At 61.6% G+C, this 23994-nt stretch carries 20 protein-coding genes and 1 pseudogene; 10 read left to right on the top strand and 11 right to left on the bottom strand.

The window, feature by feature from the left end:
- Nucleotides 1–45 precede the first annotated feature (45 nt).
- Nucleotides 46–2571 (top strand): DUF7657 domain-containing protein, encoded by a 2526-nt coding sequence (locus tag ACVOLI_RS10745; RefSeq protein WP_481534607.1) that lies wholly within the window; start codon nt 46–48, stop codon nt 2569–2571.
- Nucleotides 2568–3014 carry a GtrA family protein gene (locus ACVOLI_RS10740; protein ID WP_481534606.1) on the top strand — a complete coding sequence of 149 codons (447 nt, stop codon included), beginning with the start codon at nt 2568–2570 and terminating at the stop codon, nt 3012–3014. The genes ACVOLI_RS10745 and ACVOLI_RS10740 overlap by 4 nt, the downstream gene beginning before the upstream one ends.
- A 68-nt stretch (nt 3015–3082) precedes the next feature.
- Here ACVOLI_RS10740 and ACVOLI_RS10735 read toward each other — a convergent pair whose 3' ends face one another.
- Together ACVOLI_RS10735 and ACVOLI_RS10730 are read right to left on the bottom strand one after the other, a co-directional pair.
- Nucleotides 3083–4021: an electron transfer flavoprotein subunit alpha/FixB family protein gene (locus ACVOLI_RS10735; RefSeq protein WP_481534605.1), complete on the bottom strand. Its 939-nt coding sequence runs from the start codon at nt 4019–4021 to the stop codon at nt 3083–3085.
- Nucleotides 4021–4767, bottom strand: coding sequence for an electron transfer flavoprotein subunit beta/FixA family protein (locus tag ACVOLI_RS10730; protein WP_481534604.1), 747 nt, complete (start codon nt 4765–4767; stop codon nt 4021–4023). The genes ACVOLI_RS10735 and ACVOLI_RS10730 overlap by 1 nt, the downstream gene beginning before the upstream one ends.
- A gap of 242 nt (nt 4768–5009) precedes the next feature.
- Between ACVOLI_RS10730 and rfbB the strand changes: the two genes are divergently transcribed.
- From rfbB to rfbD, 4 genes are read left to right on the top strand one after another with little or no spacing between them, the layout of a single operon-like run.
- Entirely contained in the window at nt 5010–6065 is a 1056-nt protein-coding gene (rfbB, locus tag ACVOLI_RS10725; protein ID WP_481534603.1) for a dTDP-glucose 4,6-dehydratase, read from the top strand.
- A gap of 54 nt (nt 6066–6119) precedes the next feature.
- Complete coding sequence (gene rfbA, locus ACVOLI_RS10720) at nt 6120–7007, top strand: glucose-1-phosphate thymidylyltransferase RfbA (RefSeq protein ID WP_481534602.1); 888 nt, start codon at nt 6120–6122, stop codon at nt 7005–7007.
- On the top strand, nt 7004–7561 hold the full coding sequence (rfbC, locus tag ACVOLI_RS10715; RefSeq protein ID WP_481534601.1) for a dTDP-4-dehydrorhamnose 3,5-epimerase: 558 nt from the start codon (nt 7004–7006) through the stop codon (nt 7559–7561). The genes rfbA and rfbC overlap by 4 nt, the downstream gene beginning before the upstream one ends.
- Nucleotides 7558–8457, top strand: coding sequence for a dTDP-4-dehydrorhamnose reductase (gene rfbD, locus ACVOLI_RS10710; RefSeq protein ID WP_481534600.1), 900 nt, complete (start codon nt 7558–7560; stop codon nt 8455–8457). The genes rfbC and rfbD overlap by 4 nt, the downstream gene beginning before the upstream one ends.
- A gap of 94 nt (nt 8458–8551) precedes the next feature.
- Here the strand turns inward: rfbD and ACVOLI_RS10705 are convergent, their stop codons facing one another.
- The gene (locus ACVOLI_RS10705; RefSeq protein WP_481534599.1) at nt 8552–9955 is read right to left on the bottom strand and encodes a mannose-1-phosphate guanylyltransferase/mannose-6-phosphate isomerase; all 1404 of its coding nucleotides are present in this window, start codon (nt 9953–9955) and stop codon (nt 8552–8554) included.
- 8 nt (nt 9956–9963) lie between these two features.
- Nucleotides 9964–11310, bottom strand: a complete 1347-nt coding sequence (locus ACVOLI_RS10700) for a phosphohexomutase domain-containing protein (protein ID WP_481534598.1) — start codon at nt 11308–11310, stop codon at nt 9964–9966.
- Between the two features lie 172 nt (nt 11311–11482).
- On the opposite strand from ACVOLI_RS10700, the gene ACVOLI_RS10695 reads away from it, so the two are divergent.
- Together ACVOLI_RS10695 and ACVOLI_RS10690 are read left to right on the top strand one after the other, a co-directional pair.
- Complete coding sequence (locus ACVOLI_RS10695) at nt 11483–12214, top strand: CoA transferase subunit A (protein ID WP_481534597.1); 732 nt, start codon at nt 11483–11485, stop codon at nt 12212–12214.
- 1 nt (nt 12215) lies between these two features.
- On the top strand, nt 12216–12845 hold the full coding sequence (locus tag ACVOLI_RS10690) for a CoA transferase subunit B (protein ID WP_481534596.1): 630 nt from the start codon (nt 12216–12218) through the stop codon (nt 12843–12845).
- Here the strand turns inward: ACVOLI_RS10690 and ACVOLI_RS10685 are convergent.
- Nucleotides 12842–15667: a rhamnan synthesis F family protein gene (locus tag ACVOLI_RS10685; protein ID WP_481534595.1), complete on the bottom strand. Its 2826-nt coding sequence runs from the start codon at nt 15665–15667 to the stop codon at nt 12842–12844. The two genes, ACVOLI_RS10690 and ACVOLI_RS10685, sit on opposite strands and share 4 nt — an antisense overlap.
- Before the next feature lie 167 nt (nt 15668–15834).
- Between ACVOLI_RS10685 and ACVOLI_RS10680 the strand changes: the two genes are divergently transcribed.
- Nucleotides 15835–16440 carry an alpha-ketoglutarate-dependent dioxygenase AlkB family protein gene (locus ACVOLI_RS10680; RefSeq protein ID WP_481534594.1) on the top strand — a complete coding sequence of 202 codons (606 nt, stop codon included), beginning with the start codon at nt 15835–15837 and terminating at the stop codon, nt 16438–16440.
- Here the strand turns inward: ACVOLI_RS10680 and ACVOLI_RS10675 are convergent.
- Genes ACVOLI_RS10675 through ACVOLI_RS10660 form a run of 4 tightly spaced genes read right to left on the bottom strand, consistent with a single transcriptional unit; the run spans nt 16394 to nt 19892 of the window.
- Nucleotides 16394–17041, bottom strand: a complete 648-nt coding sequence (locus tag ACVOLI_RS10675) for an ABC-type transport auxiliary lipoprotein family protein (protein WP_481534593.1) — start codon at nt 17039–17041, stop codon at nt 16394–16396. The two genes, ACVOLI_RS10680 and ACVOLI_RS10675, sit on opposite strands and share 47 nt — an antisense overlap.
- Nucleotides 17038–17964, bottom strand: a complete 927-nt coding sequence (locus ACVOLI_RS10670; protein WP_481534592.1) for an MlaD family protein — start codon at nt 17962–17964, stop codon at nt 17038–17040. Before ACVOLI_RS10670 ends, ACVOLI_RS10675 begins: the two co-directional genes overlap by 4 nt.
- Before the next feature lies 1 nt (nt 17965).
- Nucleotides 17966–18775, bottom strand: a complete 810-nt coding sequence (locus ACVOLI_RS10665) for an ABC transporter ATP-binding protein (protein ID WP_481534591.1) — start codon at nt 18773–18775, stop codon at nt 17966–17968.
- Nucleotides 18776–18779: 4 nt separating this feature from the next.
- The gene (locus tag ACVOLI_RS10660; RefSeq protein ID WP_282266881.1) at nt 18780–19892 is read right to left on the bottom strand and encodes an ABC transporter permease; all 1113 of its coding nucleotides are present in this window, start codon (nt 19890–19892) and stop codon (nt 18780–18782) included.
- An 83-nt stretch (nt 19893–19975) separates the two neighbouring features.
- Here ACVOLI_RS10660 and ACVOLI_RS10655 point away from each other — a divergent pair, with 83 nt between their 5' ends.
- Nucleotides 19976–21247, top strand: a complete 1272-nt coding sequence (locus tag ACVOLI_RS10655; protein ID WP_282266883.1) for a threonine/serine exporter family protein — start codon at nt 19976–19978, stop codon at nt 21245–21247.
- A 295-nt stretch (nt 21248–21542) separates the two neighbouring features.
- On the opposite strand, the pseudogene ACVOLI_RS10650 reads toward ACVOLI_RS10655, so the two are convergent.
- Both ACVOLI_RS10650 and ACVOLI_RS10645 read right to left on the bottom strand, forming a co-directional pair.
- Nucleotides 21543–21920 (bottom strand): annotated as a pseudogene (locus tag ACVOLI_RS10650) (H-NS histone family protein); the annotation flags it as partial.
- 163 nt (nt 21921–22083) lie between these two features.
- A complete protein-coding gene (locus ACVOLI_RS10645) occupies nt 22084–23778 on the bottom strand; it encodes a proline--tRNA ligase (RefSeq protein WP_481534590.1) in 1695 nt (564 codons plus the stop codon).
- Nucleotides 23779–23994: the final 216 nt, after the last annotated feature.

Below are 23994 nucleotides of genomic sequence, written 5' to 3'. Positions count from 1 at the left end.
CTCATCGCCTCGGTTTGTCAAATCTGGTTTGGAGCTATGTTGTTGATGAATCTGATCGCCGCTGGAGGTTTTCTTGCGCGCCGCTGGATATGGGTCGCAGGTTTTTTCCTGCTTGTCGTATCGATGCTTTGGTTGAGTCTCGGTGCTTACCAGAGTCACTATTCATCGGGTCTGCGGATTTTAGGTGATACCTCAACGCAGTCTTATTACGGTGAGGCCAAGGAAGGGCGTGGTGATGAATGGTCCACCTATATTCCTTTCCTCAAGCAGGCATACCTCGAGGGTTTTCCTGAGAAATCCTCTCTTGAGCCCTATAAAGAGCGGTTTGACTGGTTCATAACGTTGCCGTCGAAGAGCGCGGCGTTGCTTCTTCTGCCGAATCAGATCGCCTATTTTGCTCTACCTGGTGGGCTATCGCTCTCGCTTCAGGGGCTTTACTACAACCTGTTGCTGTTGATTTCCGCTGCTTGGCTGCTGCGCAACCTAGGGGTTCGAGCTGGCATTGCCTGTTCTGCAGCGGTAGTTCTGCTATTCAGTCACATATATCAGGTTTGGTGGACGAGTAATTTCCCGGCGCTAGGGGCAAGTCTATTACCATTTGCGATCTGGACGAGCTCTCTCCGCTTGAAGTGGCGTGCACCATTGCTCGGGTGGGCAATTGGCCACATGTTGCTCGGGCAGTTCTATCCGCCGTTCTACTTTTCCATTGCAGTGGCATTGGTGCCGTTCGTGGTGGCCGCCCGTCCCGAGCTGCTGCGCATCCGTGACGCACTATGGTGTGGTTTTTTCGTTGCATTGGCTTGCGCGGCTGTTCTTTATTTCAAGCTCGACTACATCGAGCGGGTATCCGGAACCACTTATCCTGGTATGCGGATAAGTATGGGTGGTGACGCGAGCTTCAGTTCGTTGGTTGGCGTGCTTTTTCCGACCTATCCTGCTGTATCGGATGTGGACGTCGGGGCATCTTTGTACGAGTTGAGCGTAGTAGGCACGTTCTTCACTCTTTTGGGGATTGCCGCACTACCCTATGTCGATTGGACCCGACGCGTTGTTCGCGTTTCCCTGGTCTCGCTGACGGTGATGGGCGTTCTTGTTTTCTACATGCTCCATGGCTTCCCGGAGCCGCTCGCTAAAATCAGTGGGTTCTTCATGGCGCCAGGTCGGAGAATTCAGCTTGGATTCTCGATTCTTGTTCTTTTTCTATCCGCATTCCTGGTTTCCAATTGCAAGGTGCCTATCAAGGCAGTCTCATTGATTGTTGTATTCGGACTATATGCGTTGCTGGGCAGCATAACGCCTGCTCGTCCAGACGCCATTGGACAGTTCAGTTTTTATCGTTTCTATCCGTATGCTGGGATTGTTCTGGTATTGCTCGGTGGCGCGGTTGCATTTTTGAGTGGCAGGAGGCTATCCGCAGCTGGGATTATGTTGTGCGCTCTGCTCGGGCTCATGCCGGTGGTACATGTTTTTACATTCGGGTCTTTCAATCCAATCATGGATGCTTCGACCATCCTGAGGCCAGTGGATTCGCAGTTGATGCGCGACTGGCGGGCCTTGCATGTGTTGGCGGGTGGGCGACCGCTTGCGGTGGTTGGAAACTATGGTCATTTGCTGCGCGGCGAGGGGGTGCCAGCGTTGGAGGCGATTCATCTGGTCAATGTTGATCCGGATGTCTATGGTGAGGTTTTCAATGAAATTCCCGGTGCCCAGCGCGAAAGGATCTTCAATCAGTTCCGGGGCATCTCTTTCAGAAACGCACCCGGTTACGATGCTTCCGGTTTGACTGCGTTCTTCTCCCTACGACCTCATGCCGTCTCATTCAAACATGTTGTTGAGAGCGGCGTTGCCGTCGGCCCTATGTTGGGTGACAACGTAGAGGTGACCCTCGTAGAACGAAAGGACTTGACCAGATATGCCGTGCATTGGAACGCGCATTTGAATCAGGCGCTTCCAGCCGAACAACCATTGCGGCTTGGATTTGCTTGCAAAGTCCAGAACTCTTGGCTGACGCGATACCCACTTGGGGGTGGTGATCTCGCCGATGACGCTGTTGCGCTGCAGGGGCTTGCCGGCGAGGTGACCGTGCTTGCCAGATCGGAGGAAGCAGCGAGGGCCTGTGTGGGGGCGGTTTCGGTTTCGGTGGATGGGATCGATGGTGGCGAGGTACATAAGCCACAGTGGATCTCCCATCAGTCGGCTTTGGTGGACTACCGCAACGGCGCGAATTGGTCTGGAAAGGCTTGTGATCTCAATGTGCCTGAGAACATGCGTGTGCCGCGAGGACGGCCCGTTATCTTGAGTGGCTACGTGATTTCAAGCGCTGATGCACCTGCCGGTGAGTTCGAAGTGGTTTTGAAGGGCGAGCGTGTTTATAAGGTTGCAGCGAAGACGGGAATGCGGCGCGCTGATGTTGCGGATTACTTCCGTAATCCAGGCTTGATGGACGCGGGTTTCCGGCTGGTAGTCGACCTTGGGGAATTGCCGCCTGGTACGTACGCTGTCGAGTACTTATGGAATGAGCATTCTGGAAACTCGTTCTGTGAGGTCGGTAAATCGGTCGTTGTCGAATGAAGAATCAGTTGCCGATCAGTATGAAGAACTACTTACTGGGCGTATATCAGCGCGACGGTATGCGATTAATGCTGTTTCTCCTTTTTGGAGGCGTTCAGTTCTGTTTGGACGCAGGACTCTTCATGCTGATGAGCTACCTAGGGCTTTCGGCGATAATCGCTAACGTATTGGCGCGCTTTCTTGCTGCGTGTACTGGTTTTTTGCTTAATGGCAAGATGACGTTCGGACGCGAGAAGCTCGATCGTGTGCAATTCGCACGCTATGTGATCTGCTGGGTGGCGCTTACTTGTGTGAGTACGTTGTTGATCGCAATGGTCGCCTCAACAGCAGGCCTGAGATGGGCATGGGCAGCGAAAATTCTTGTTGAGGTGGTGCTGGCTTTCGTCAGTTTCCTGATGATGCGGAACTGGGTCTTTGCCAAGGCAAGGGCTAAAGGAAACTGAAAAAGGGCACAGGGGTTCTGGAATTCCAGAACCCCTGTGCCGCAATTTGCGGGCCCGGGTTATCCGTATCAGGAAAGCTGCGTTTCCAGATCGGGTAGCAGTGTGAAAAGGTCCCCCACCAGCCCAATATCTGCAATCTCAAAGATCGGTGCGTCGGCGTCCTTGTTGATTGCCACAATTGTGCCGGCGTCCTTGATACCGGTCAGATGCTGGATTGCGCCGGAGATGCCCACGGCGATGTACAGCTCCGGGGCGATGATCTTGCCGGTCTGGCCGACCTGCATGTCGCTGGGCACGTAGCCGGCGTCCACGGCTGCGCGCGAGGCGCCGACGCCGGCACCGAGCTTGTCAGCCAGGGCATAGATCACCTTGAAGTTCTCTTCCGAACCGACGCCACGGCCACCGGAGACCACGCGCTTGGCGCTCTGCAGGTCGGGGCGGTCGCTCTTGCCGGCAGCCAGGCCGATGAAGCGGGTGTGGCCGGGCAGGGCGGAATCAACACTGATCGCTTCGACCGGCGCGCTATTGCCCTTGGCAGCTTCCTGCCAAGAGGCTGCGCGCACGGTGGCAACGACGACCTGATCTGCAGGCACCTCGACGGTGATGATGGCGTTGCCGGCGTAGATCGGGCGCTTGAACGTATGGGAACCCTCCACCGACATCAGATCCGAGACCTGGTTGACGCCGAGCAGGGCAGCCACGGCCGGCATCACATCCTTGCCGGTGGTGGTCGAGGGGCCGAATACGTGGCTGTAGCCGGCAGCGGCCTTGGCGATCTGCGGCGCCTGCAGCTGCGCCAGCGCATGTTCATTGGCCGGGTTGGCAATGGTCAATACCTTGCTGACACCGGCGATTTGCGCGGCTTCGGCAGCGACGGTGGCCGGGTCGGCGGCCAGCACCAGCACGTGGATGTCGCCGCCCACGGCGGATGCTGCCGATACGGTCTTGGCCACGGCGCTGTTGAGCTTGCCGTCCAGGTGTTCGGCGATGACGAGAATCTTGGCCATTACAACAACCCCTTCTGCTTGAGTGCGGCTACCAGTTCGGCAGCGTCCTTCACCATCACGCCCTTGCTGCGCTTGGATGGCGCGGCGTACTGGGTGATCTTGAACGTGTCAGCGGCTTCAACACCGAGATCGGCCAGCTGCAGGGTTTCCAGCGGCTTGGCCTTGGCCTTCATGATGTCCGGCAGCTTGATGAAGCGCGGCTCGTTCAGGCGCAGGTCGGTGGTGATCACGGCCGGCAGATCGACTTCCAGCGTTTCCAGGCCGGCGTCGACTTCACGGGTGACCGAGGCCTTGCCGTCAGCGATCTCGACCTTGGAAGCGAAGGTGGCCTGCGGACGTGACCACAGCGTGGCCAGCATCTGGCCAGTCTGGTTGGCATCGTCGTCGATCGCCTGCTTGCCGAGGATGACCAGGTCAGGCTGCTCCTTCTCCACCAGCTTGAGCAGGGTGCGGGCGGCGGTCAGCGGCTGGATGGCCTGGTCGGTGACCACATGGATGGCGCGGTTGGCGCCCATGGCCAAGCCGTTGCGCAGGTGTGCCTGGGCGTCGGCCGGGGCGATGGTGGCGACCACCACTTCCGTGGCAATGCCCTTGTCGCGCAGGCGCAGGGCTTCTTCCAGGGCGATCTCATCGAACGGGTTCGGCGAGAGCTTGACGCCATCGGTGACCACGCCGGAACCATCCGGCTTGACTTGAATGCGGACGTTGTAGTCCACCACGCGCTTGTACGCGACGAGGATTTTCATCTGCTGCGGGGTCCTTCGGTTGCTGATGGGGGCCGGCACCGGCCGGGGATAGATTTTCCGATTCTAGCCGGGTTGATAGCTCCATGCGAATGCGTATGGAATAACACTTTCTCGGTTAATGTCCGGACAAAGTTTGCCGAAGCGACTTTCGTTGTCAATCGTGGAGGTCCTGTGAGGGCTGTCGTTATATCCTTGACCGAATTATTTGCTGCCCAGGCAGCCGTAAAATGGAGAATCAACGCGTGACCACATGGCTTGTGACCGGCGGCGCCGGCTTTATCGGCGGCAATTTCGTATTGGAAGCGGTGGCGAAGGGCATTCGCATCATCAACCTGGATGCGCTGACCTATGCCGGCAATCTGAAGACGCTGGACAGCCTGGAAGGCAACGTGCAGCACGTGTTCGCACAGGGTGATATTGGTGACCGTGAACTGGTGGCACGCCTGTTGGCCGAGCATCGTCCCGATGCGGTTCTGAACTTCGCAGCTGAAAGCCACGTGGACCGTTCGATTGATGGCCCGGGAGCTTTCATCCAGACCAATGTGGTGGGAACACTGGGGCTGTTGGAGGCCGTGCGTGACTACTGGAAGGCGTTGCCGGCCGACAAGGCCGGCGCTTTTCGCTTCCTGCATGTCTCCACCGATGAGGTCTACGGCACGCTTGGCGAAACCGGCAAGTTCACCGAAACCACGCCGTACGCACCGAACTCCCCATACTCGGCCTCCAAGGCTGCTTCCGACCATCTGGTGCGTGCGTTCCACCACACCTACGGCCTACCGGTCCTGACCACCAACTGTTCGAACAACTACGGCCCGTACCACTTCCCGGAAAAGCTCATCCCGTTGGTCATCGCCAAGGCGCTGGCTGGTGAAGCGCTGCCGGTCTACGGCGACGGCAAGCAGGTGCGCGACTGGCTGTTTGTCGCCGACCATTGTGAAGCGATCCGCACCGTGCTGGCCAAGGGCAAGGTGGGTGAGACCTACAACGTCGGCGGCAACTCGGAAAAGCAGAACATCGAGGTGGTGCAGGCCATCTGCGCGCTGCTGGATGCACGCCGTCCGCGTGCCGACGGCAAGCCGCGCAGCGAGCAGATCACCTATGTCACCGATCGGCCGGGTCATGACCGCCGCTATGCCATCGATGCGTCCAAGCTCAAGGACGAACTGGGCTGGGAGCCGCAGCATACCTTCGAGGAGGGCATCGCCTTCACCGTAGACTGGTACCTGGACAACCAGCAGTGGGTAAACGGCGTGCTGGATGGCAGCTATCGTCTGCAGCGCATCGGCACCGACGCCTGATATCGATGATCCAGTCCAGCGCTTTTGTACGCGCAAGAAAGGAAGCAATGAATCATGACGCAACGTAAAGGCATCATCCTCGCTGGCGGTTCAGGTACGCGTCTGTATCCGATCACCAAGGGCGTCAGCAAACAGCTGCTGCCGGTCTATGACAAGCCGATGATCTATTATCCGCTCAGCGTGCTGATGCTGGCGGGTATCCGCGAAGTACTGATCATCAACACACCGCACGAACAAGCCTTGTTCCAGCAGCTGCTGGGCAATGGTTCGCAGTGGGGAATGGATATTCAGTACGCAGTGCAGCCCAGCCCGGATGGCTTGGCGCAGGCGTATCTGATTGGCCGTGATTTTGTCGGCGGTAAGCCCAGCTGTCTGGTGCTCGGTGACAACATATTCCATGGGCATGGCTTGCGCGACGTACTGAGGCGAGCTGACGCACAGACCAACGGAGCTACTGTGTTTGGGTACTGGGTCAACGACCCGGAACGCTATGGTGTTGCCGAGTTCGACGAAAATGGCAAGGTTGTCGGCTTGGTTGAGAAGCCGCAGGAACCACGCTCCAACTATGCGGTTACCGGTCTGTATTTCTATGATGGAAGTGCCAGCGACTATGCCGCTGCACTGAAGCCATCACCGCGCGGTGAGTTGGAGATCACGGATCTCAATCAGGTGTACCTGGACGAGGGTAGGCTGCAGCTGGAAGCCCTTGGTCGTGGCTATGCATGGCTGGATACGGGTACGCATCAGTCATTGCTGGAGGCTTCCAATTTCATTGAAACCATCCAGACCCGTCAGGGCTTGCAGGTGTGCTGCCCCGAAGAAATTGCTTACGGACTGGGTTGGATCACGGCTGAGCAGTTGGAAGCATTGGCCGCGCCGCTGTCCAAAAATGGCTATGGACAGTATTTGCAAAAGCTTGTTCAGCGAGGAATTGTGCCGTGAAAGTTATTGAAACTACCATGCCAGGTTGCGTAGTCATCGAGCCGGCTGTGTTTGGCGATGAACGTGGTTTCTTCTTCGAAACCTGGAATTCCGAGCGTTTCAAAGTACTGGGTCTGCCCGATAAGTTCGTGCAGAGTAATGTGTCAGCTTCCAGCAAGGGCGTGCTGCGCGGGCTCCATTACCAGTGGCCGCGTCCGCAGGGCAAGCTGGTCAGCGTGCTGGAAGGCGAGGTGTATGACGTGGCGGTGGATATCCGTCGTGGTTCGCCGACCTTCGGCAAGTGGGAGGCGGTTGTTCTGAGTGCAGAAAACAAGCGCCAGTTCTGGATTCCAGAAGGCTTCGCGCATGGTTTTGCGGTGCTGTCCGAGCGCGCGGTGTTCAGCTATTTGTGCACCGACGTCTACCTGAAAGAGTTTGATGCCGGGGTCCGTTGGAACGACGCTGACATCGGCGTGGACTGGCCGATCAGCGGCCCGACCTTGTCCGCGAAGGATGAGAGTGCTCCGTTCCTGAAGGACATCTCCGAAGACCGCCTGCCGGTTTACATTCCATGACCATGCTAGTGTTTGGTGGAAACGGGCAGGTTGGTCAGGAATTGTTGCGCGCGCTGGCTTCGCTCGGCCCGGTTGTTGCCACCACGCGCAGCGGCAAACTGGCTGATGGCAGTGCCTGTGAGGTCGCGGATTTCGATGCACCCGAAAGCCTGCCTGTTTTGTTGGATCGGTTGCAGCCTTCGGTGGTGATCAATGCAGCTGCCTACACAGCAGTTGACAAGGCCGAGCTGGACCCGGAGGCCGCGTTCCGGGCCAACGCCCAAGCGCCAGGAGTGATTGCTCAATGGTGCGCGGTTAACGGCGTGCCGATGGTGCATTACTCGACCGACTACGTGTTCAATGGTCAGGGTGTGGCGCCTTATGTTGAAGACGAGGCGACCGAGCCGCTGGGTGTCTATGGCACAAGCAAGCGCGATGGCGAAGATGCAGTGCGTGCGGCCGGTGGTCGTCATCTGATTTTCCGCACCGCATGGGTGTATGCGTCGCACGGCGGCAACTTCCTGCGGACGATGCTGCGCGTAGGTGCGGAGCGCGATGAGCTACGGGTGGTGGCTGACCAGGTTGGCACGCCGACGCCGGCCGCCTTGATTGCGGATGTCACCGCACAAGCGCTGCAGCATCCAGGGCAGCTGTCCGGAACCTGGCATCTGACTGCATCGGGGCAGACCAATTGGCACGGTTTCGCCGAGGCGATCTTTGCCGAGGCGCTGTCTGCGGGGGTGCTTACCAAGGCGCCGAGTGTGCTGGCAATCTCAAGTGCCGAGTATCCAACGCCGGCTAAGCGTCCTGCCTGGTCGGTACTGGACAACCGCAAGTTGCAGCGGGATTTTGGTGTCGCCTTGCCTGCTTGGCAGGAAGGGCTGCAGCGCGTCATCGGCGAGATTTCGAAAGCTTGACAGGCATCTGCTAGCCCTGCCAAGTGACGTGGAACTATCGCTGAAAAACCCCCGGGGCTTCCCCGGGGGTTTTGTTTTCAGCTTGCAGACAATCTCAGGTGCGCCCGTAGGTATCCTCGAAGCGCACGATATCGTCCTCACCCAGATAGCTGCCTGATTGCACCTCGATCAACTCCAGGGGCAGTTTGCCCGGATTGCGCAGGCGGTGAGTAACGCCCAGCGGGATATACGTGCTCTGGTTTTCGGCCAGCAGCAGTACTTCATCGCCACGGGTGACTTCGGCCGTACCGCTGACCACGATCCAATGCTCGGCGCGGTGGTGGTGCATCTGCAGGCTCAAGGTGCCGCCTGGTTTGACGGTGATGCGCTTGACCTGGAAACGCTCGCCGTTGTCGATGGAGTCGTAGGCACCCCACGGGCGATAGACCTTGCGATGCCAGGTCGCTTCACTGCGACCATCAGCCTTCAGACGTGCCACCACGTCCTTCACTTCCTGCATGCGGTCGGACTTGCCGACCAGTACCGCATCATCGGTCTCCACTACGATGACATCGTCCAGGCCGACCATCGCGATCAAACGCTCGCCGTAAGCGAAGGTGTCATGGCAGTCGATGGCAATCACGTCGCCGCGATGCGCGTTGCCGTTTGCGTCCTGCTCGGAGACATCGCGCAGCGCGGTCCACGAACCGACATCGCTCCAGCCGGCATCCAGCGGAACCACGGCAGCATCGACGGTCTTCTCCATCACTGCGTAATCGATGGAATCCGATGGGCTGGCCTTGAATGCATCAGCATCGAGACGGATGAAATCGCTCTCGCGCCGCGCTTTTTCCCACGAGGCCCGGCAGGCAGCGAGAATCTGCGGCTGCAGACGCTCCAGCTCCTGCAGGTAGCGCGAAGCGCGGAACAGGAACATGCCGCTGTTCCAGTAGTACTCGCCGGAGGCGACATAGTCCTGTGCGGTTGCCAGGTTGGGTTTCTCGACGAAGCGCTCGATGGCGCGTGCGCCTTCACCGGCGACGGCCTTGATGTAGCCGTAGCCGGTTTCCGGTGCGGTCGGTTGAATGCCGAAGGTGACCAGCTTGCCTTGTTCGGCGATAGCGGCAGCTTCCAGGATCGCGCGGTGGAAATGCGCCACATCACGGATCAAATGATCCGAGGGCAGTACCAGCAGCAAGGGGTCGGCGCCATCGCAACTGGCCTCCAGCGCGGCAGCAGCGATGGCCGGTGCGGTATTGCGGCCAACCGGTTCCAGCAGAATCGCCGACGGCGTGGTCCCTACCTGCTGCAGCTGCTCGGCGGCGACAAAGCGGTGTGCTTCGTTGGCCACCACCAGCGGTGCCTGTGTGGCGACATCGGCCACCCGCAACCAGGTGGACTGCAGCATGCTGTGCTCGCCGGCCAGTTGCAGGAATTGCTTGGGGTAGGCTTCGCGCGACAGCGGCCACAGGCGCGTGCCGGAACCACCGGAAAGGATGACGGGCAGGATCTGGCTCATGAAGGTTCTCAGGCGGTGATCAAAGAAGAGATTTCGGCGGTGCGCTCAGCCAGCAATGCGGCGTCGCCACGGGTTTCAACATTCAACCGCAGTAGCGGCTCGGTGTTCGAGCTGCGCAGATTGAATCGCCAGCTGCCGAAGTCGGCGCTGATACCGTCGGTGTGATCCAGTGCAGACGTTTGCGTGGCGAAGTGTGCCATCACCCGGGCGACGGCAGCCTTGGCATCGGCAACCTTGAAGTTGATTTCACCGCTGCAGGGGAAGCGCGTCATCCGGTCTTCGACCAGTTCGGCAAGCGACAAGCCGCTGCTGGAGACCTGCGCGGCAATCAACAGCCACGGGATCATTCCAGAATCGGCGTAGGCAAACTCACGGAAGTAGTGGTGTGCGCTCATCTCGCCGCCGTAAACGGCGTTCTCCGCGCGCATCTTCTCCTTGATGAAGGCGTGGCCACTCTTGCACAGCACAGGCATGCCACCAGCAGCTTCCACCATTTCGACCGTGTTCCAGGTCAGGCGCGGGTCGTGGATGATCTTGCCGCCGGGGTTGCGGGCAAGGATGGCCTGGGCAAGCAGTCCAACCAGGTAGTAGCCCTCGATGAAGCGGCCGTTGTGGTCGAAGAAGAAGCAGCGGTCGAAGTCGCCATCCCAAGCGATGCCGAAGTCGGCGCCATGCTCGCGGACGGCGTTTGCGGTGGCTTCGCGGTTCTCCGGCAACAGCGGATTGGGGATGCCGTTGGGGAAGCTGCCGTCGGGTTCGTGGCAGATACGCACGAACTCCAGCGGCAGATGCGGCGCAAGCAGGTCGACGATGGCACCGGCGCCGCCGTTACCGGCATTGACCACCAGCTTCAGGGGCTTGAGCTGGCTGGCATCGACATAGCTGAGCAGGTGCTGGATGTACGCCGTCTTGTCATGCTGGGCGTTCTGGCCGGCACGCGCAGGCTGTGGCTGTGAGTTGTCCGCGGCCACCGCGTCGGAGATGGCGAACAAGCCGGTATCGGAGCTGATCGGACGCGCCTGTTCACGCACCAGCTTCATGCCGTTGTAGTCCATCGGATTGTGGCTGGCGGTGACCATGACCCCACCAGCGGCCTGCAGGTGGCCGGTCTGGAAGTAGACCTCTTCGGTGCCGCACAGACCGATGTCGATGACCTCGCGTCCTTCTCCGCGCAAGCCTGCGGCCAGCGCGTCCTGCAGCCCAGGACTGGTCAGGCGCACGTCATGGCCGAGCACCACCGGACCGGTACCGAGTTCGGCGGCCAAGGCCTTGCCAATCTTGCGGGCCATGTCTTCGTTGAGCTCTTCAGGCACGCGGCCGCGGATATCGTAGGCCTTGAACGCGGGGAGGGGCATGCATGCATCCTGCTGGGTGAAAGATTGCCTAGTTTAGTCGGGTAAGCGTTCGCTGGCTGTCTGCACGCTGGCTGGCCCATCCCGGGCAAAGCGTGCTGGCCGAAGGTCCAAGGGGGTTGCCCCTGCGGTATGGCTAGAATATGGACATCTTCAGCACTGTGAGCGTGATGCGATGAGCGATCTCTCCCCGACCCGGCAGCGAGGCAAGGTTTTTGCCAGCGCCGCCGACGCCCTGGCCGGCATCGTGGCCGATGGGCAAACCCTTGCCGTAGGTGGTTTTGGCCTGTGCGGCATCCCCGAGGCACTGATTGCCGCGCTGCGCGACAGTGGGGTCAAGGGCCTGACCGCGATCTCCAACAACGCCGGTGTCGATGGCTTCGGCCTGGGCCAGCTGCTGGAAACCCGTCAGATCAAGAAAATGATTTCCTCTTACGTTGGCGAGAACAAGGAATTCGAGCGCCAGTACCTGGCCGGCGAACTGGAACTGGAGTTCAATCCGCAGGGCACCCTGGCCGAGCGCCTGCGTGCCGGCGGCGCTGGCATCCCGGCGTTCTTCACCGCTACCGGCTACGGCACCATCGTTGCCGAAGGCAAGGAGACCCGCGAGATCGACGGCAAGCACTACGTGCTGGAAACCGCGCTCAAGGCTGACGTCTCGCTGGTCAAGGCGTGGAAGGCCGATGAAGCCGGCAACCTGCTGTTCCGCAAGACCGCGCGCAACTTCAATCCGGCGTGCGCCATGGCCGGCAAGGTCTGCGTGGTCGAAGTGGAAGAGATCGTGGCGGTGGGCGCCATCGACCCGGACCAGGTGCACCTGCCGGGCATCTACGTTGATCGCATCGTATTGAACGCAACGCCGGAGAAGCGCATCGAACAGCGCACCGTGCGTCAGGAGGGGAACTGAGATGGCCTGGACCCGTGACGAAATGGCACAGCGCGCCGCGCGCGAACTGACCGATGGTGCCTACGTGAACCTGGGCATCGGCCTGCCGACCCTGGTGGCGAACCACATCCCCGATGGCGTGGACGTGTGGCTGCAGTCCGAGAACGGCCTGCTTGGCATCGGCCCGTTCCCGACCGAGGCCGAAGTGGACGCCGACCTGATCAATGCAGGCAAGCAGACCGTCACCGCGCGTGCGGGTGCCAGCTATTTCGGCAGCCACGACTCGTTCGCGATGATCCGTGGTGGCCACATCAACCTGGCCATTCTTGGCGCTATGCAGGTCACCGACAAGGGCGATCTGGCCAACTGGATGGTGCCGGGCAAGATGGTCAAGGGCATGGGCGGCGCGATGGACCTGGTCGCCGGCGTGCAACGCGTCGTGGTGCTGATGGAGCACACCGCCAAGAACGGCGAGCACAAGATCCTGCCGGACTGCACCTTGCCGCTGACCGGTGTTGCTGTGGTCGATCGCATCATCACCGACCTGGCAATCTTCGATGTGACCGCCGATGGTTTGGTATTGGTGGAAGCTGCGCCGGGTGTCAGTGATGACGAGCTGAAGGAAAAGACCGGCGTGCCGTTCCGGCGTTAAGGTCCAAGGCTGCCGGCTGCTGCAATCTTGCCGCGGCCGGTAAAGCTGTCATCCGTAGCCAGGTGCCGCAGTGTTTCATCGGCGTTCCAACGGCCGTTGGCCAGGCATTGCAGTGGAATCTGGATGTCGGCGGCCTCCAGTTCGATGCCGGCGATGTCGTCACCGAGCATCGCGCCGACGTCATTGATGAATGCCAGTGCGCCCTGATGGGTGTGCTGCATCGATCGCAGCCCCTGTTTGTCCAATTCGACAGGGCCAAAGCGTGGCCTGACTGTCGCTGTCTCATCCGCTTCAAAGCCGTTGAATTGTCCAGCGGGTGCACCCAATAGGGCCTCCAGCAGCAGGTCGTGGGACAGTATCGGTGAGGTTGCTTCCTCACCGCCTTGACGACCGTCGAAGTAGCGGGCCTGCGCCCAGTTGCCGTCCTGTAGTTGGCCGGCGCGTGCACGAAGGGCCATGTAGTAGCCGCCAAGCGGTTGTTGGCGCAAGCGGGCGAGGTTGCGCTGGATCGTCCCCGCGTAGCCTATGTCAACAACCATGAACGAACTCGTGTCACCAAACGTGGACCAGTAGCTCATGTAGTGGGCGCGCGCCTGCGCTGCGCATGCAAGCAATTCTGGCAGCGCGGGTTGCAGCCATTCGGCAACGGTGGTCGCCATTTCGGGTAGGAATACGTCACGATCGAGTAGATCCGGGATAATGCTGGCGACTACTTCGACGACGGTATCGCCGACACGCGCTTGCAGCAGTTGACGCAGCGTGCCGTTGAAGCTGCCTTCCAACATCATGCTCACGTCATCGGCGCGATGCATGGCTGGCAGTGTCGTGGCACGGCGTGAGGTCAGGAAGTAGTGGGCGCCCAGCTTCCGGGCGGTGGGATGGAACAGCCGCAGGCGCTCGAAGGCCTGATGCAGCAGATGCCCCTCGCGGCTGAGAAACAGTAGGTCGTCCACACCTTGTTGTGTCGTGGTCCGCAGCATCGTCAGCAGGAAGTCGAGCAACAACGGGCCAAGTACAGCGTAGCCCAGATCCTCGGCATCCAGTTGCAGGGGGCCGTGCAGCCGCTGTGGCTGGGTATCGAGCAAGAGGGCGAAGCGGTTGACCAGGAGCCCGCGCCAAAGTTGTTCAGGCCAAGGCGCCCGCGCGCCTTCGTGATGGCGGAGTGGTCGTAGTGCGGGAATGACGTCCAGCAGAGCGGCTGGGCGCAGGACATGCACGGGCGTTAGAAGCTTGGCGATTTGTGGCAATTGCACGTCGGCGTGTTCGTTGTCGCCAACGTGCAACCACCGGGCAATATCGATGCCTTCGCGGCGCGCCAGCTCCGGCCAGCTACGCAGTTGGTCCTTACGAAGGCCAGTCTCACAGGAGACGCGCCAGGTGGGGAGTGCGGCGACCACGATGTCAGGCAGGACCTGCTTCAGCTGCGTGGTATCAAGGTACATGTCTGACAGGGCGAATCGTGAGACGGGATTGACCTCCATCAGTGCATTCACCACACCCAAACGAGGACGCAGCTGGCGGCGTTCGTGCTCCAGCTCGGTGGCCATCAGACGTTCCGCCAACGCGAGGGACATCCCAAGCTGACGCGCCAATTGCTGGTAAATCTCCGTCAGCGTGGGGTCGCGTTGCAATAGATTGCGTTGCGAAACCTCAGCATCGCCACGAAGGCGGATGAATTCGCTAACGCCATGTTCGCGCTCCACGCGCCATGCCAGATAGGCGCGGGATGCATCCGGGGACAGGAACGGGCGCAACGCCAGTGTGTCGAACACATCAAAGCTGACCGTTGAGGCCTGCAGCGCCGCAAGCCGTAGCCGCTGACCGATATCAAGCGCCAGCGCATCGTGCACATTGCGTAGACCCTCAGCTGCCAGTGCCAGATCTCCGTCGGTTGGCAGGATGCCCAGTCGGTATCCCAGGTGGCGGGCAACCTGACTGAACATCCGTTCCATTGCATGTTGCAGGGTGCCATCCACTTGCCCTTGTTCGGGCGGGAAGTCATGTGTTTGCAGGCGCAGATCGAACAGGGGGCGCAGAGCGTCGACGCGTGCCCAGAACATCGAGCCGGTGGGGTAGTCGAGGTAGCGGCCATGCTCCAGCGCGATGCCCAGACGGGTGCCAAGGGCATCGCAGATGGGACCGTTGCTGAGCACCGTGTGTCCCCATAGCGGCATTTCCTCGTAGCTTTCGGGGTAAACAAGGCCAAGATTGGGACTGGCCTGGAACATTCCGAGTATCCATGCCACGCGTTCGGATGAGCCGAACAGGGAGTTCAGGAGGTAACGGCGCCATCGGCTTTGTTCGCAGCCGGTATAAAGCGATTTCTTGGTATGGATGTGGCAGATCACATCCAGTGCGAGGATCTCGTCGTGGAAGTCCACCAATAGCGGCGCAACGTCTCGCCCTCGGTTCTCGACGATCTTTACCGAGAGGTGCTGCAGGTTTGGCAGCTGCTCCATGCGCGTCTGCACCTGCTCGGCCACCGCGGCGTCGATGACGGACACCATCAAAGTGAACGGAACAGGGATGTGCTGCAACGACTGCGCGAACTCTTCAATGAGGTCGGGGTAGAACATGTGCGCCATCACGCCTACCCGCAGGTCGAGCGCAGCCAGCGAAATGGGTGGGGGCAGCGGACTCTCGTCGAGCGTGTCAGCGATAGCTGTGCGCACGGCGCTGGCCGAACGAAGCCGATCAACCACGCCGTGGATGCCCATCGCAGCAGTGATCTTCAGTGCTCTACGAATCACTGAGAAAAGCCCGACGATGCCACCGCCATGCTGCTGGATCGAACGTCGTGCCGCCTGCAGGTAGCGATTCATATGCGGGCCGGTCCGCCAAGTGTGTTCGCCAGGCAGGTCCAAGGGAGTTCGAGGTGCAGCCTTGCGGGCATGTTGCTTCCGGTGATTGGGTCGGACAGGAAGCCATTTTCAGTGTTCCCGCTGATGCGGGCAAATGGCATGCTGGTGCTGTGTGTTAGTGTCCGACGATGCTGTTCCCTGCCACCCTTCCTGCCGCCGACGTTCGCCATCTGCCCGGCTGGCTGCAGCACGCCAGAGCCCACATCCTGCTGTACGAGCTCCAACACACCGTGCCCTGGGAAATCCACCGCATCCGCATGTTCGGGCGCTGGCTGGATTCGCCGCGGCTTAGTTGCTGGATGGGCGATGCTGATGCGCACTATCGCTATTCGGGTGCGGATTTCCTTCCACATCCTTGGGCGCCGGCAGTGCTGGAGTTGCGCGAGCAGGTGCAGCAGGCCTGTGCCGGCCGCTTCAACAGCGTGCTGCTCAACCGTTACCGCGATGGCTGTGACAGCATGGGCTGGCACAGCGATGACGAGCCTGAACTGGGGCCGACGCCGTTGATCGCCTCGCTGAGCCTTGGGGCACCACGGCGCTTTCTACTGCGGCGTCGCGATGATCCTGCGCAGAAGTTCGAGTACCTGCTCGGCCACGGCGACCTGCTGCTGATGCGCGGGCAGTGCCAGCGCGACTACCAGCATGCGCTGCCCAAGACCGCGCGGGTGTTGGGCGAACGCATCAATCTCACTTTCCGTCAGATCGCAGCTGTGCCGCATCGCGCTGGCCGCTGAGCAGGGTCCAGCCGATCAGCTCGCTGCTGGTCTTGTTCAACGCGGTTTCGAAGGCGGCAGCCACGCTGCTGATCTCGGCACTGGCGGCCGGTTCGGCGACGACGAAGGTGCGGGCGGCAACCACGCGCTGGTCCAGGCTGTGGATGAGTTTTGCGTTGAGCTCGATGGTGGCCGCTGGCACGTCGCCGCCGCGGTAGTCCGATTCGAAGCGGCGCAGGTCGGTGGTCAACTTGTAGTCGGAGCGGATGCCGGTGGCGATGCGTGCAACCGCATCGATCTTCCCCGAGTCCTCGAAGCCACGCAGCAAGGTGTCTTCCAGGATGTCGGTGGCCGGCTGCGCCCAGGTCGCACCGCGGTAGACCTCCAGCTCACCCGGCGTTGGCCGCACGTTGATGCGCGGGCTGTCGATCAGGCGGGCGGCGCTGGGTTTGGCGATGGCCAGCTGCCAGCTGACCTGCGGCCAGCCGGGATCGGCCTGCACCCTGACTTGAGGCGCATAGATGGTGATGGACTGGCGGTCGCCGCCGGCCAATACGGAGCAGCCGGCCAAAGCCAGCAGGCAGGCCGGGGCGAGCAGTTTGATCAGGGAAATGCGCTTCATTTGGGTTCGAACTCCTTCGGGGCGTCGCGGCCGAGCAGGTAGCGTGCCGGGTTGTTCTCCAGCCGGTCACTGACCCGGCGCAGGTCGCGGATCAGGCCGCGCAGTTCGGTCAGGGTCGGGCCAAGCTGGGCCAGGCCGTCATTGGCGAAGCTGTTGATGGCCGCGCGGTTCTCGCCAAGGATGGCGTCGGCGTTGCCGGCGGCGGAGTCGAGTTTGGCCAGGCTGGTATCAAGCTTGTCCATCGTTGCAGGCAGTTCCCGCAGCACGTTCTCGTCCAGGTTCTTGATGGCACCGTTGGCCGAACCGAGGGTGACGTTGAGGTTGCGTGCCGCATCGCGTGCTTCCACCAGCAAGGCCTGGGTGCCTTCGTCGCGGTCGGCCAGGCCGCCGCTGATGGTTTCCAGGTGGGCCAGGGTGGTGGTGATCTTGCGGACGTTCTCATCGCTGAGCAGTTCGTCCATGCGCTCGACCACGCGGTTGGCGACGTCGGTGATGTTCTGCAGTGCCGACGGTGAGGTTGCGATGGTCGGCACCGGTTCCTTGCTGACCGCGGTCAGTGCGGCGGCCTGCGGGGTACCGCCACTGAGCTGGATGATCGATGGTCCGGTCAGGCTGGTGATGGCCAGCTTGGCGCGGGTATCGGTCTTGACCGGCGTGGTGGAGTTGAGCCGCAGCTTGGCCACTACCTTGCGCGGATCATCGGGAGCCAGGGTCAACTCGGTGATCGAGCCGACCGCGATGCCGTTGTATTGCACGGGGCTGCCCACCGACAAACCGGTCACCGCCTCGGTGAACACCACCCGGTATTCCTGCCAGGTGCGGTCGGAGGAGTACTTGGCCGCCCATAGCCCGAAGGCGAGCAGGGCAACGCCGATGAGCAGGGTGAAGGCACCGATCAGGACGTAGTTGGCTTTGGTTTCCATATCAGGCGGGCTCGTGCTGAAGGCCGCGCGCGGCGCGGGCGCGGGGGCCGTGGAAGTATTCGCGTATCCACGGATGGTCGAGTTGTTCGATTTCAGGCAGCGGTGCGTTGGCGATGACCTTGTGGTCGGCCAGCACCGCGACGCGGTCACAGATGGCGTAGAGCGTGTCCAGGTCGTGGGTGATCAGGAACACGGTCAGGCCCAGGGCTTCCTGCAACGTCTTGATCAGGTGATCGAAGGCGGCTGCGCCAATCGGGTCGAGGCCGGCGGTGGGTTCGTCCAGGAACAGCAGGGGCGGATCCAGCGCCAGCGCACGGGCCAGGCCGGCGCGCTTGCGCATGCCGCCGGAAAGCTGCGAAGGCAGCTTGTTGATGGCGTCGGCGGGCAGGCCGGCCAGCTTCACTTTCAACAAGGCCAATTCGTAGTGCCAGCGCTCGCTGAGTTCCGGGTGATGCTCCTTCAGCGGAACCTGCACGTTCTCGCCGACCGTCAGCGAGGAGAACAGGGCACCATCCTGGAACAGCACGCCGGTATTGCGCTCGATGCGCAGGCGGTCGGCCGGGTTGCTTGAGCGCGCATCCACGCCCAGCACTTCCATCTGCCCGGCATCGGGCGTGCGCAGGCCGAGGATGGAGCGCATCAATACCGATTTGCCGGTGCCCGAACCGCCGACCACGCCGAGAATCTCGCCACGGCGTACGTCCAGATCCAGCCCATCGTGCACGGTCTGGCTGCCAAAGCGATTGACCAGCCCGCGCACGCGGATGGCCAGGTCGCTGCCGTCGGTGTTGGCGTCTTCCATCGTGCTCATCCCATCACCAGCCCATGTGCATGAACCACAACGCGGCCAGCGCGTCGAGGATGATGACCAACGAGATTGTCTGCACCACGCTGGAGGTGGTGCGTTCGCCCACCGACTGTGCCGTGCCTTCTACCTTCAGGCCTTCCAGGCAGCCGATCAGCGCGATGATCAGTGCGAACACCGGTGCCTTGGACAGGCCGACCAGCATGTGCCGCACCTCGATGGTGTCGTGCATGCGCGCCAGGTACATCTGCGGCGGGATATCCAGGTCGAAGGCGCCGACGGTGACGCCACCGGCGAGGCCGGCGATCATCGCCACGAAAGTCAGCAAGGGCAGCATGATCAGCAATGCGACCACGCGTGGCAGCACCAGCAGGTCGATCGGATCCAGCCCCAGGGTCTGGATGGCGTCGATTTCCTCGCGCGCCTTCATCGCGCCGATCTGCGCGGTAAAGGCGCTGGCGGTACGGCCAGCCAGCACAATGGCGGTGAGAAGCACCGCGAATTCGCGCAGGAAGGCGATCGAGACCAGCTCCACCACGTAAATCTCCGCGCCGAAGTCGCGCAGGATGGTGGAGCCGAGGAAGGCGATCACCGCGCCCACCAGGTACGACAGCAAAGCCACCAACGGCACCGCGTTCAGGCCAACCTCTTCCATCTGGTTGACCGCGGCGGTGAGCCGGAATCGGCGTGGCTGGCGGAACAGCCGCGCCAGCTTGGCCAGGTTCTCGCCGAGGAAGTTGACCAGCACCACGATGTTGCCGGCAATGGCATGCACCGAGCGGCCGAGGCGATCCAAGGCGGCGGCGACGCCGTAGTCGCGTTGCGGCTTGGGGCGTTCATCGGCGACTTCCTCGATGGTGCAGACCAGCGCCTGATGGTCGCTGCGGAACTGCAGCGCGTCATCCTGCAGCCCAAGCTTGTGCGCATAGCGCAGCAACAGCAGTACACCGGCCGAATCCAGCCGGTCGATGGCGCGCGCATCGATGCCGGTTACGGTCCCGGTCTGGGCATGCAATACCTCGCTGGAGCGCAGTGCGGTCGCCAAGGTCCAATTGCCGGAAAGCCTGAGCAGGCCGTCCGCATCGGGGGGCAGAACGCAATCGGGCGGGGGAATGTCTTTCATGGTGACCATTGGTTACGGAGAATAACCTGTCCGCCCTTCAAGCCAGATGAGTATTTCATCCGCTTCAGGTGATACTAGCGGCCATGTCTGCCGAAACCCTTGCCGCTGCCCCGGCCACTGCTTCCAATCGCGCTACCTATGCGCAACGTGTGGCCTTCGTTTCGGAGATGGCTGGGCGTCTGCACAGTTATGGCACAACTGCCCAGCGCCTGGAGGCGGCAGTGGTCGCATTGGCGCAGCAGCTGGACCTGGATTGCGAGCCATGGTCAAACCCGACCGGCTTGATCCTGAGTTTCAGCGACCCGACCCGCGCCATCGGCTCCAGTGACATCACCCGCGTGATCCGGCTGGGGCCGGGCGATACCAATCTGCACAAGCTGGCCATGGCCGACCAGATCGCCGATGCGGTCTCCGCCGGGCAGATGTCGATCGCGCAGGGGCATACCGCGCTGCGCCAGCTCGACAAGGACGGTGGCCTGCGCAGCAAGATCCAGCTGCTGGCCTCGTTCACCCTGGGCTCGGCTGGCGTGGCCGGCCTGTGGCGGCTGCCGTGGCTGGATATCGCCACCGCCGGCATCACCGGTCTGCTGATCGGCCTGATGCTGTTCTATACCGACCGCCGCGTTGCCACACGCGAGGCCGGCGAAGCCCTGGCGGCGTTGCTGGCGGGCTTTGTGGCGGTGTTGGTGGCCAGTTTCATCGGGCCGCTGAACATGAACTCCACCATCATCGCCTCGCTGGTGGTGCTGTTGCCCGGCATGGCGTTGACCAACTCGGTCAATGAACTTGCCAGCGGGCATTGGGTGTCCGGTACGGCGCGCTTCGCCGGCGCGCTGACCACCATCATGAAACTCACGGTGGGCGCGATGATCGCGGTGACCATCGCCAATTCCATTGGCCTGGAGCCGATCATCCGCGCCTCGCGGCCGCAATCCAACTGGGTGGAATGGGGCTCGGTGCTGGTCGCCTCATTCGCGTTCGCCATGCTGTTCCGCGCCAGCCGGCGCGATTACCTCTGGGTAATGGCCGCCTCGGTTGCTGGTTATGCGATTTCCCGCTACGGCGGACAGCAATGGGGCGCGCCGGCCGGCATCTTTCTGGCGGCGATGACGGTGACTGCCGCCGGCAATCTGTTTGGACGCATCGTCCAGCGCCCGGGGGCGATCATCCGTCTGCCCGGCATCATCATGCTGGTGCCCGGCAGTACCAGCCTGCGCGGGGTGTTGAGCCTGATCCAGCAGCAGAATGTGAGCGCCGGCGAATCGGCGCTGCTGACCGTGGTCAATGTGGTGATGGCGCTGGTGGCCGGCCTGCTGTTCGGTAACCTGCTGGTGCCGGCGCGCAAGAATCTGTAACCGGGGCGGTTGCTGCCAGGGGTAATCAGGCGGCGCTGCCAGCGCCGCATTGCAGGATGCTGGTGATTGTGTAGCCCGGGTAAGCGCAGCGCACCCGGGGCTGTCCGCGGATTGTCTGCAGGATCACCGGAATCCAAAGCTCCCGGGTGCGCTGTGCTTACCCGGGCTACTTTGTCGTTCGTTTGGCCAGCGAGTACCTGCAATAAACAATTTGTGGCGACTGTGAATACAGAAATGCAATAAGAAAACGCCGGCAATCTGCCGGCGTTTTGTAATCCATATTCCAGAATAATTACTTCTGGATCAGGAAATCTTCAACCTTGCGGCCTGCCTTGGTGTATTCGGCCAGCCAGCGTGGCTGCTTGCCACGGCCGGTCCAGGTTTCAGCGGCATTGGCCGGGTTGCGGTACTTCGGCTCAACCTTGGGCAGCTTGCGGCCGGTCTTGGCAGCGCCCTTGCTGGCCTTGGCGCCACGCGGGGCCTTCACTGCAACGGCGGCGCCGGTGCCGAACAGCTCTTCGACGGTATAACCAGCCTTCTTTGCCGCAGCGGCAACCAGGGCGCGGGCCTTGGCAATCGGCTGGCGCTTGGCTACAACGGTTTTGCGCTTCTGTGCGTCACGGATAAGAACGGCCAGTTCTTTGGCCGACAGCTGGGACAGATCGATACTCATCGAATAACTACTCCGGATAATGGGTTGGGGGGTGTATGCCATTCCGTGGCAGCGCAACAAAGCATACCGGGCTGATCGCGGTAATGACAGATTAATAGCGTTTTCGATGTTATCCGGAAATGAAAACGCCGGGACAATGTCCCGGCGTTATAAGCGATCAACGTCAGCCGATGATCTTGCTGATCACCGTGGCCTGGTCCAGATTCTCTGCCTCGGCGGCGTTGCGTGCGCGGTATTCAACCGTGCCAGCGGCAAGCCCGCGCTCCGACACCACGATGCGATGCGGAATGCCGATCAGTTCCATATCGGCAAACATCTGGCCCGGACGCAGGCCGCGGTCGTCCAGTGCAGCATCCACGCCAGCGGCCTGCAGTTCGGCCAGCAGCGCTTCGGCGGCGGCAGTTACCGTCGGGTCCTGCTTCGGGTTGATCATGCATACCACGGCCTGCCACGGCGCCATGCTGACCGGCCAGATAATGCCGGCGTCATCGTGGTTCTGTTCGATGGCGGCGGCGACGATGCGTGATACGCCAATGCCGTAGCACCCCATCGCCATCACTGCAGCCTTGCCGTTCTGGTCCAGCACGGTGGCCTTCAGTGCCTGCGCATACTGGCGGCCGAGCTGGAATACGTGGCCAACCTCGATGCCGCGGGTAATCTTCAGTTCGCCGCCGTCCTGGGCCCGGTCGCCGGCCACGACGTTGCGGATATCGGCCACTTCCGGCTCGGCCAGGTCGCGGCCCCAGTTGACGCCGGCAATATGCAGGCCTTTCTCATTGGCACCGACCACGAAATCGGCCATTGCCGCGACTTCGCGGTCAGCGACAACACGGATCGCCTTGCGCGGATTCAAGGGGCCAAGGAAACCCGGCTCGCTGCCCAGATAATCGGCAATCTCGGCCTCGCTGGCCATGCGGTAATCCGCCAGGCCAGCCACCTTGGCCAGTTTGATTTCGTTGACTTCGTGGTCGCCACGGACCAGGGCCAGCACGAATTCATTCTCAGTGGTCATTACCGCAATCGACTTCACCGTGCGCAACAGGGCGATGCCCATCAGCGCGGCGACTTCCTCGCAGGTCTTCTGGGTGGGGGTGTCAATCCTGCGCAGTTCTTCGCTGGCGGCGCCGCGCGCTGCCGGATCAGCGGCAATCGCGGCTTCCACATTGGCGGCGTAGTCCGAGCCGGTGGAGAACACCAGCGCGTCTTCACCGGAATCGGCAATCACGTGGAATTCCTGCGAGGCATCACCGCCGATCGCGCCGGAATCGGCCTGCACCGCGCGGAACTCCAGGCCCAGACGGGTGAAGATACGGGTGTAGGCGGCCTTCATGTTCTCGTATTCGGCGACCAGGCTGGCGTCGTCCAGATGGAAGGAATAGGCATCCTTCATCAGAAACTCGCGCGAGCGCATGACCCCGAAACGCGGACGGATTTCGTCGCGGAACTTGGTCTGCACCTGGTAGAAATTGACCGGCAGCTGCTTGTAACTGGACAGCTCCTGGCGCGCGAAGTCGGTAATGGCCTCCTCGGCGGTGGGGCTGTAGCAGTATTCCTGCTCCTTGCGGTCCTTGATCTTCAGCAGCTGGCCGCCGAACTTTTCCCAGCGACCGGTTTCTTCCCACAGTTCCTTGGGCTGGATGGTCGGCAGCTGCAGCTCCACTGCACCGGCGCGGTTCATTTCCTCGCGGACGATGGTTTCCACCTTGCGCAGCACCCGCAGGCCCAGCGGCGACCAGGTGTACAGGCCCGATGCCAGCTTGCGGATCATGCCCGCGCGCAGCATCAGCCGATGGCTGACCAGCTCGGCGTCGGCGGGAGTTTCCTTGGTGGTGTGCAGGTGGAAGCGGGAAAGACGCATGGCAGGGGGCTTCGCAAAACGGACGATCCCCTATTTTGCCAGCCTTGCAGGCCACTCGCACCGCCACCAACGGGGTAGTGCACAAAACCGGGGGGGGGGGGGGGGGGGGGGGGGGGGGGAACAAAAAAGCACCGACCCGGGGGGGGGGGGTGGGGGGGGGGAAGGTGGGGAGGGGGGGGGGGGGGGGGGACAGCAGCGCGGCGCCCGCCCGGCGCG

Source organism: Stenotrophomonas sp. STEN029 (genome assembly GCF_056760015.1).
The sequence above is the reverse complement of the archived record's forward strand: the minus strand, read 5'-3'. Positions and strand labels throughout refer to the sequence as shown.

Bases quoted from the DNA above. Each gene is read 5' to 3' on its own strand.
- ACVOLI_RS10745 (WP_481534607.1), top strand. From the start codon at position 46: ATGAATCTGATCGCCGCTGGAGGTTTTCTTGCGCGCCGCTGGATATGG.
- ACVOLI_RS10740 (WP_481534606.1), top strand. From the start codon at position 2,568: ATGAAGAATCAGTTGCCGATCAGTATGAAGAACTACTTACTGGGCGTA.
- ACVOLI_RS10735 (WP_481534605.1), bottom strand. From the start codon at position 4,021: ATGGCCAAGATTCTCGTCATCGCCGAACACCTGGACGGCAAGCTCAAC.
- ACVOLI_RS10730 (WP_481534604.1), bottom strand. From the start codon at position 4,767: ATGAAAATCCTCGTCGCGTACAAGCGCGTGGTGGACTACAACGTCCGC.
- rfbA (WP_481534602.1), top strand. From the start codon at position 6,120: ATGACGCAACGTAAAGGCATCATCCTCGCTGGCGGTTCAGGTACGCGT.
- rfbD (WP_481534600.1), top strand. From the start codon at position 7,558: ATGACCATGCTAGTGTTTGGTGGAAACGGGCAGGTTGGTCAGGAATTG.
- ACVOLI_RS10705 (WP_481534599.1), bottom strand. From the start codon at position 9,955: ATGAGCCAGATCCTGCCCGTCATCCTTTCCGGTGGTTCCGGCACGCGC.
- ACVOLI_RS10700 (WP_481534598.1), bottom strand. From the start codon at position 11,310: ATGCCCCTCCCCGCGTTCAAGGCCTACGATATCCGCGGCCGCGTGCCT.
- ACVOLI_RS10695 (WP_481534597.1), top strand. From the start codon at position 11,483: ATGAGCGATCTCTCCCCGACCCGGCAGCGAGGCAAGGTTTTTGCCAGC.
- ACVOLI_RS10690 (WP_481534596.1), top strand. From the start codon at position 12,216: ATGGCCTGGACCCGTGACGAAATGGCACAGCGCGCCGCGCGCGAACTG.
- ACVOLI_RS10685 (WP_481534595.1), bottom strand. From the start codon at position 15,667: ATGAATCGCTACCTGCAGGCGGCACGACGTTCGATCCAGCAGCATGGC.
- ACVOLI_RS10680 (WP_481534594.1), top strand. From the start codon at position 15,835: ATGCTGTTCCCTGCCACCCTTCCTGCCGCCGACGTTCGCCATCTGCCC.
- ACVOLI_RS10675 (WP_481534593.1), bottom strand. From the start codon at position 17,041: ATGAAGCGCATTTCCCTGATCAAACTGCTCGCCCCGGCCTGCCTGCTG.
- ACVOLI_RS10670 (WP_481534592.1), bottom strand. From the start codon at position 17,964: ATGGAAACCAAAGCCAACTACGTCCTGATCGGTGCCTTCACCCTGCTC.
- ACVOLI_RS10665 (WP_481534591.1), bottom strand. From the start codon at position 18,775: ATGAGCACGATGGAAGACGCCAACACCGACGGCAGCGACCTGGCCATC.
- ACVOLI_RS10660 (WP_282266881.1), bottom strand. From the start codon at position 19,892: ATGAAAGACATTCCCCCGCCCGATTGCGTTCTGCCCCCCGATGCGGAC.
- ACVOLI_RS10655 (WP_282266883.1), top strand. From the start codon at position 19,976: ATGTCTGCCGAAACCCTTGCCGCTGCCCCGGCCACTGCTTCCAATCGC.
- ACVOLI_RS10645 (WP_481534590.1), bottom strand. From the start codon at position 23,778: ATGCGTCTTTCCCGCTTCCACCTGCACACCACCAAGGAAACTCCCGCC.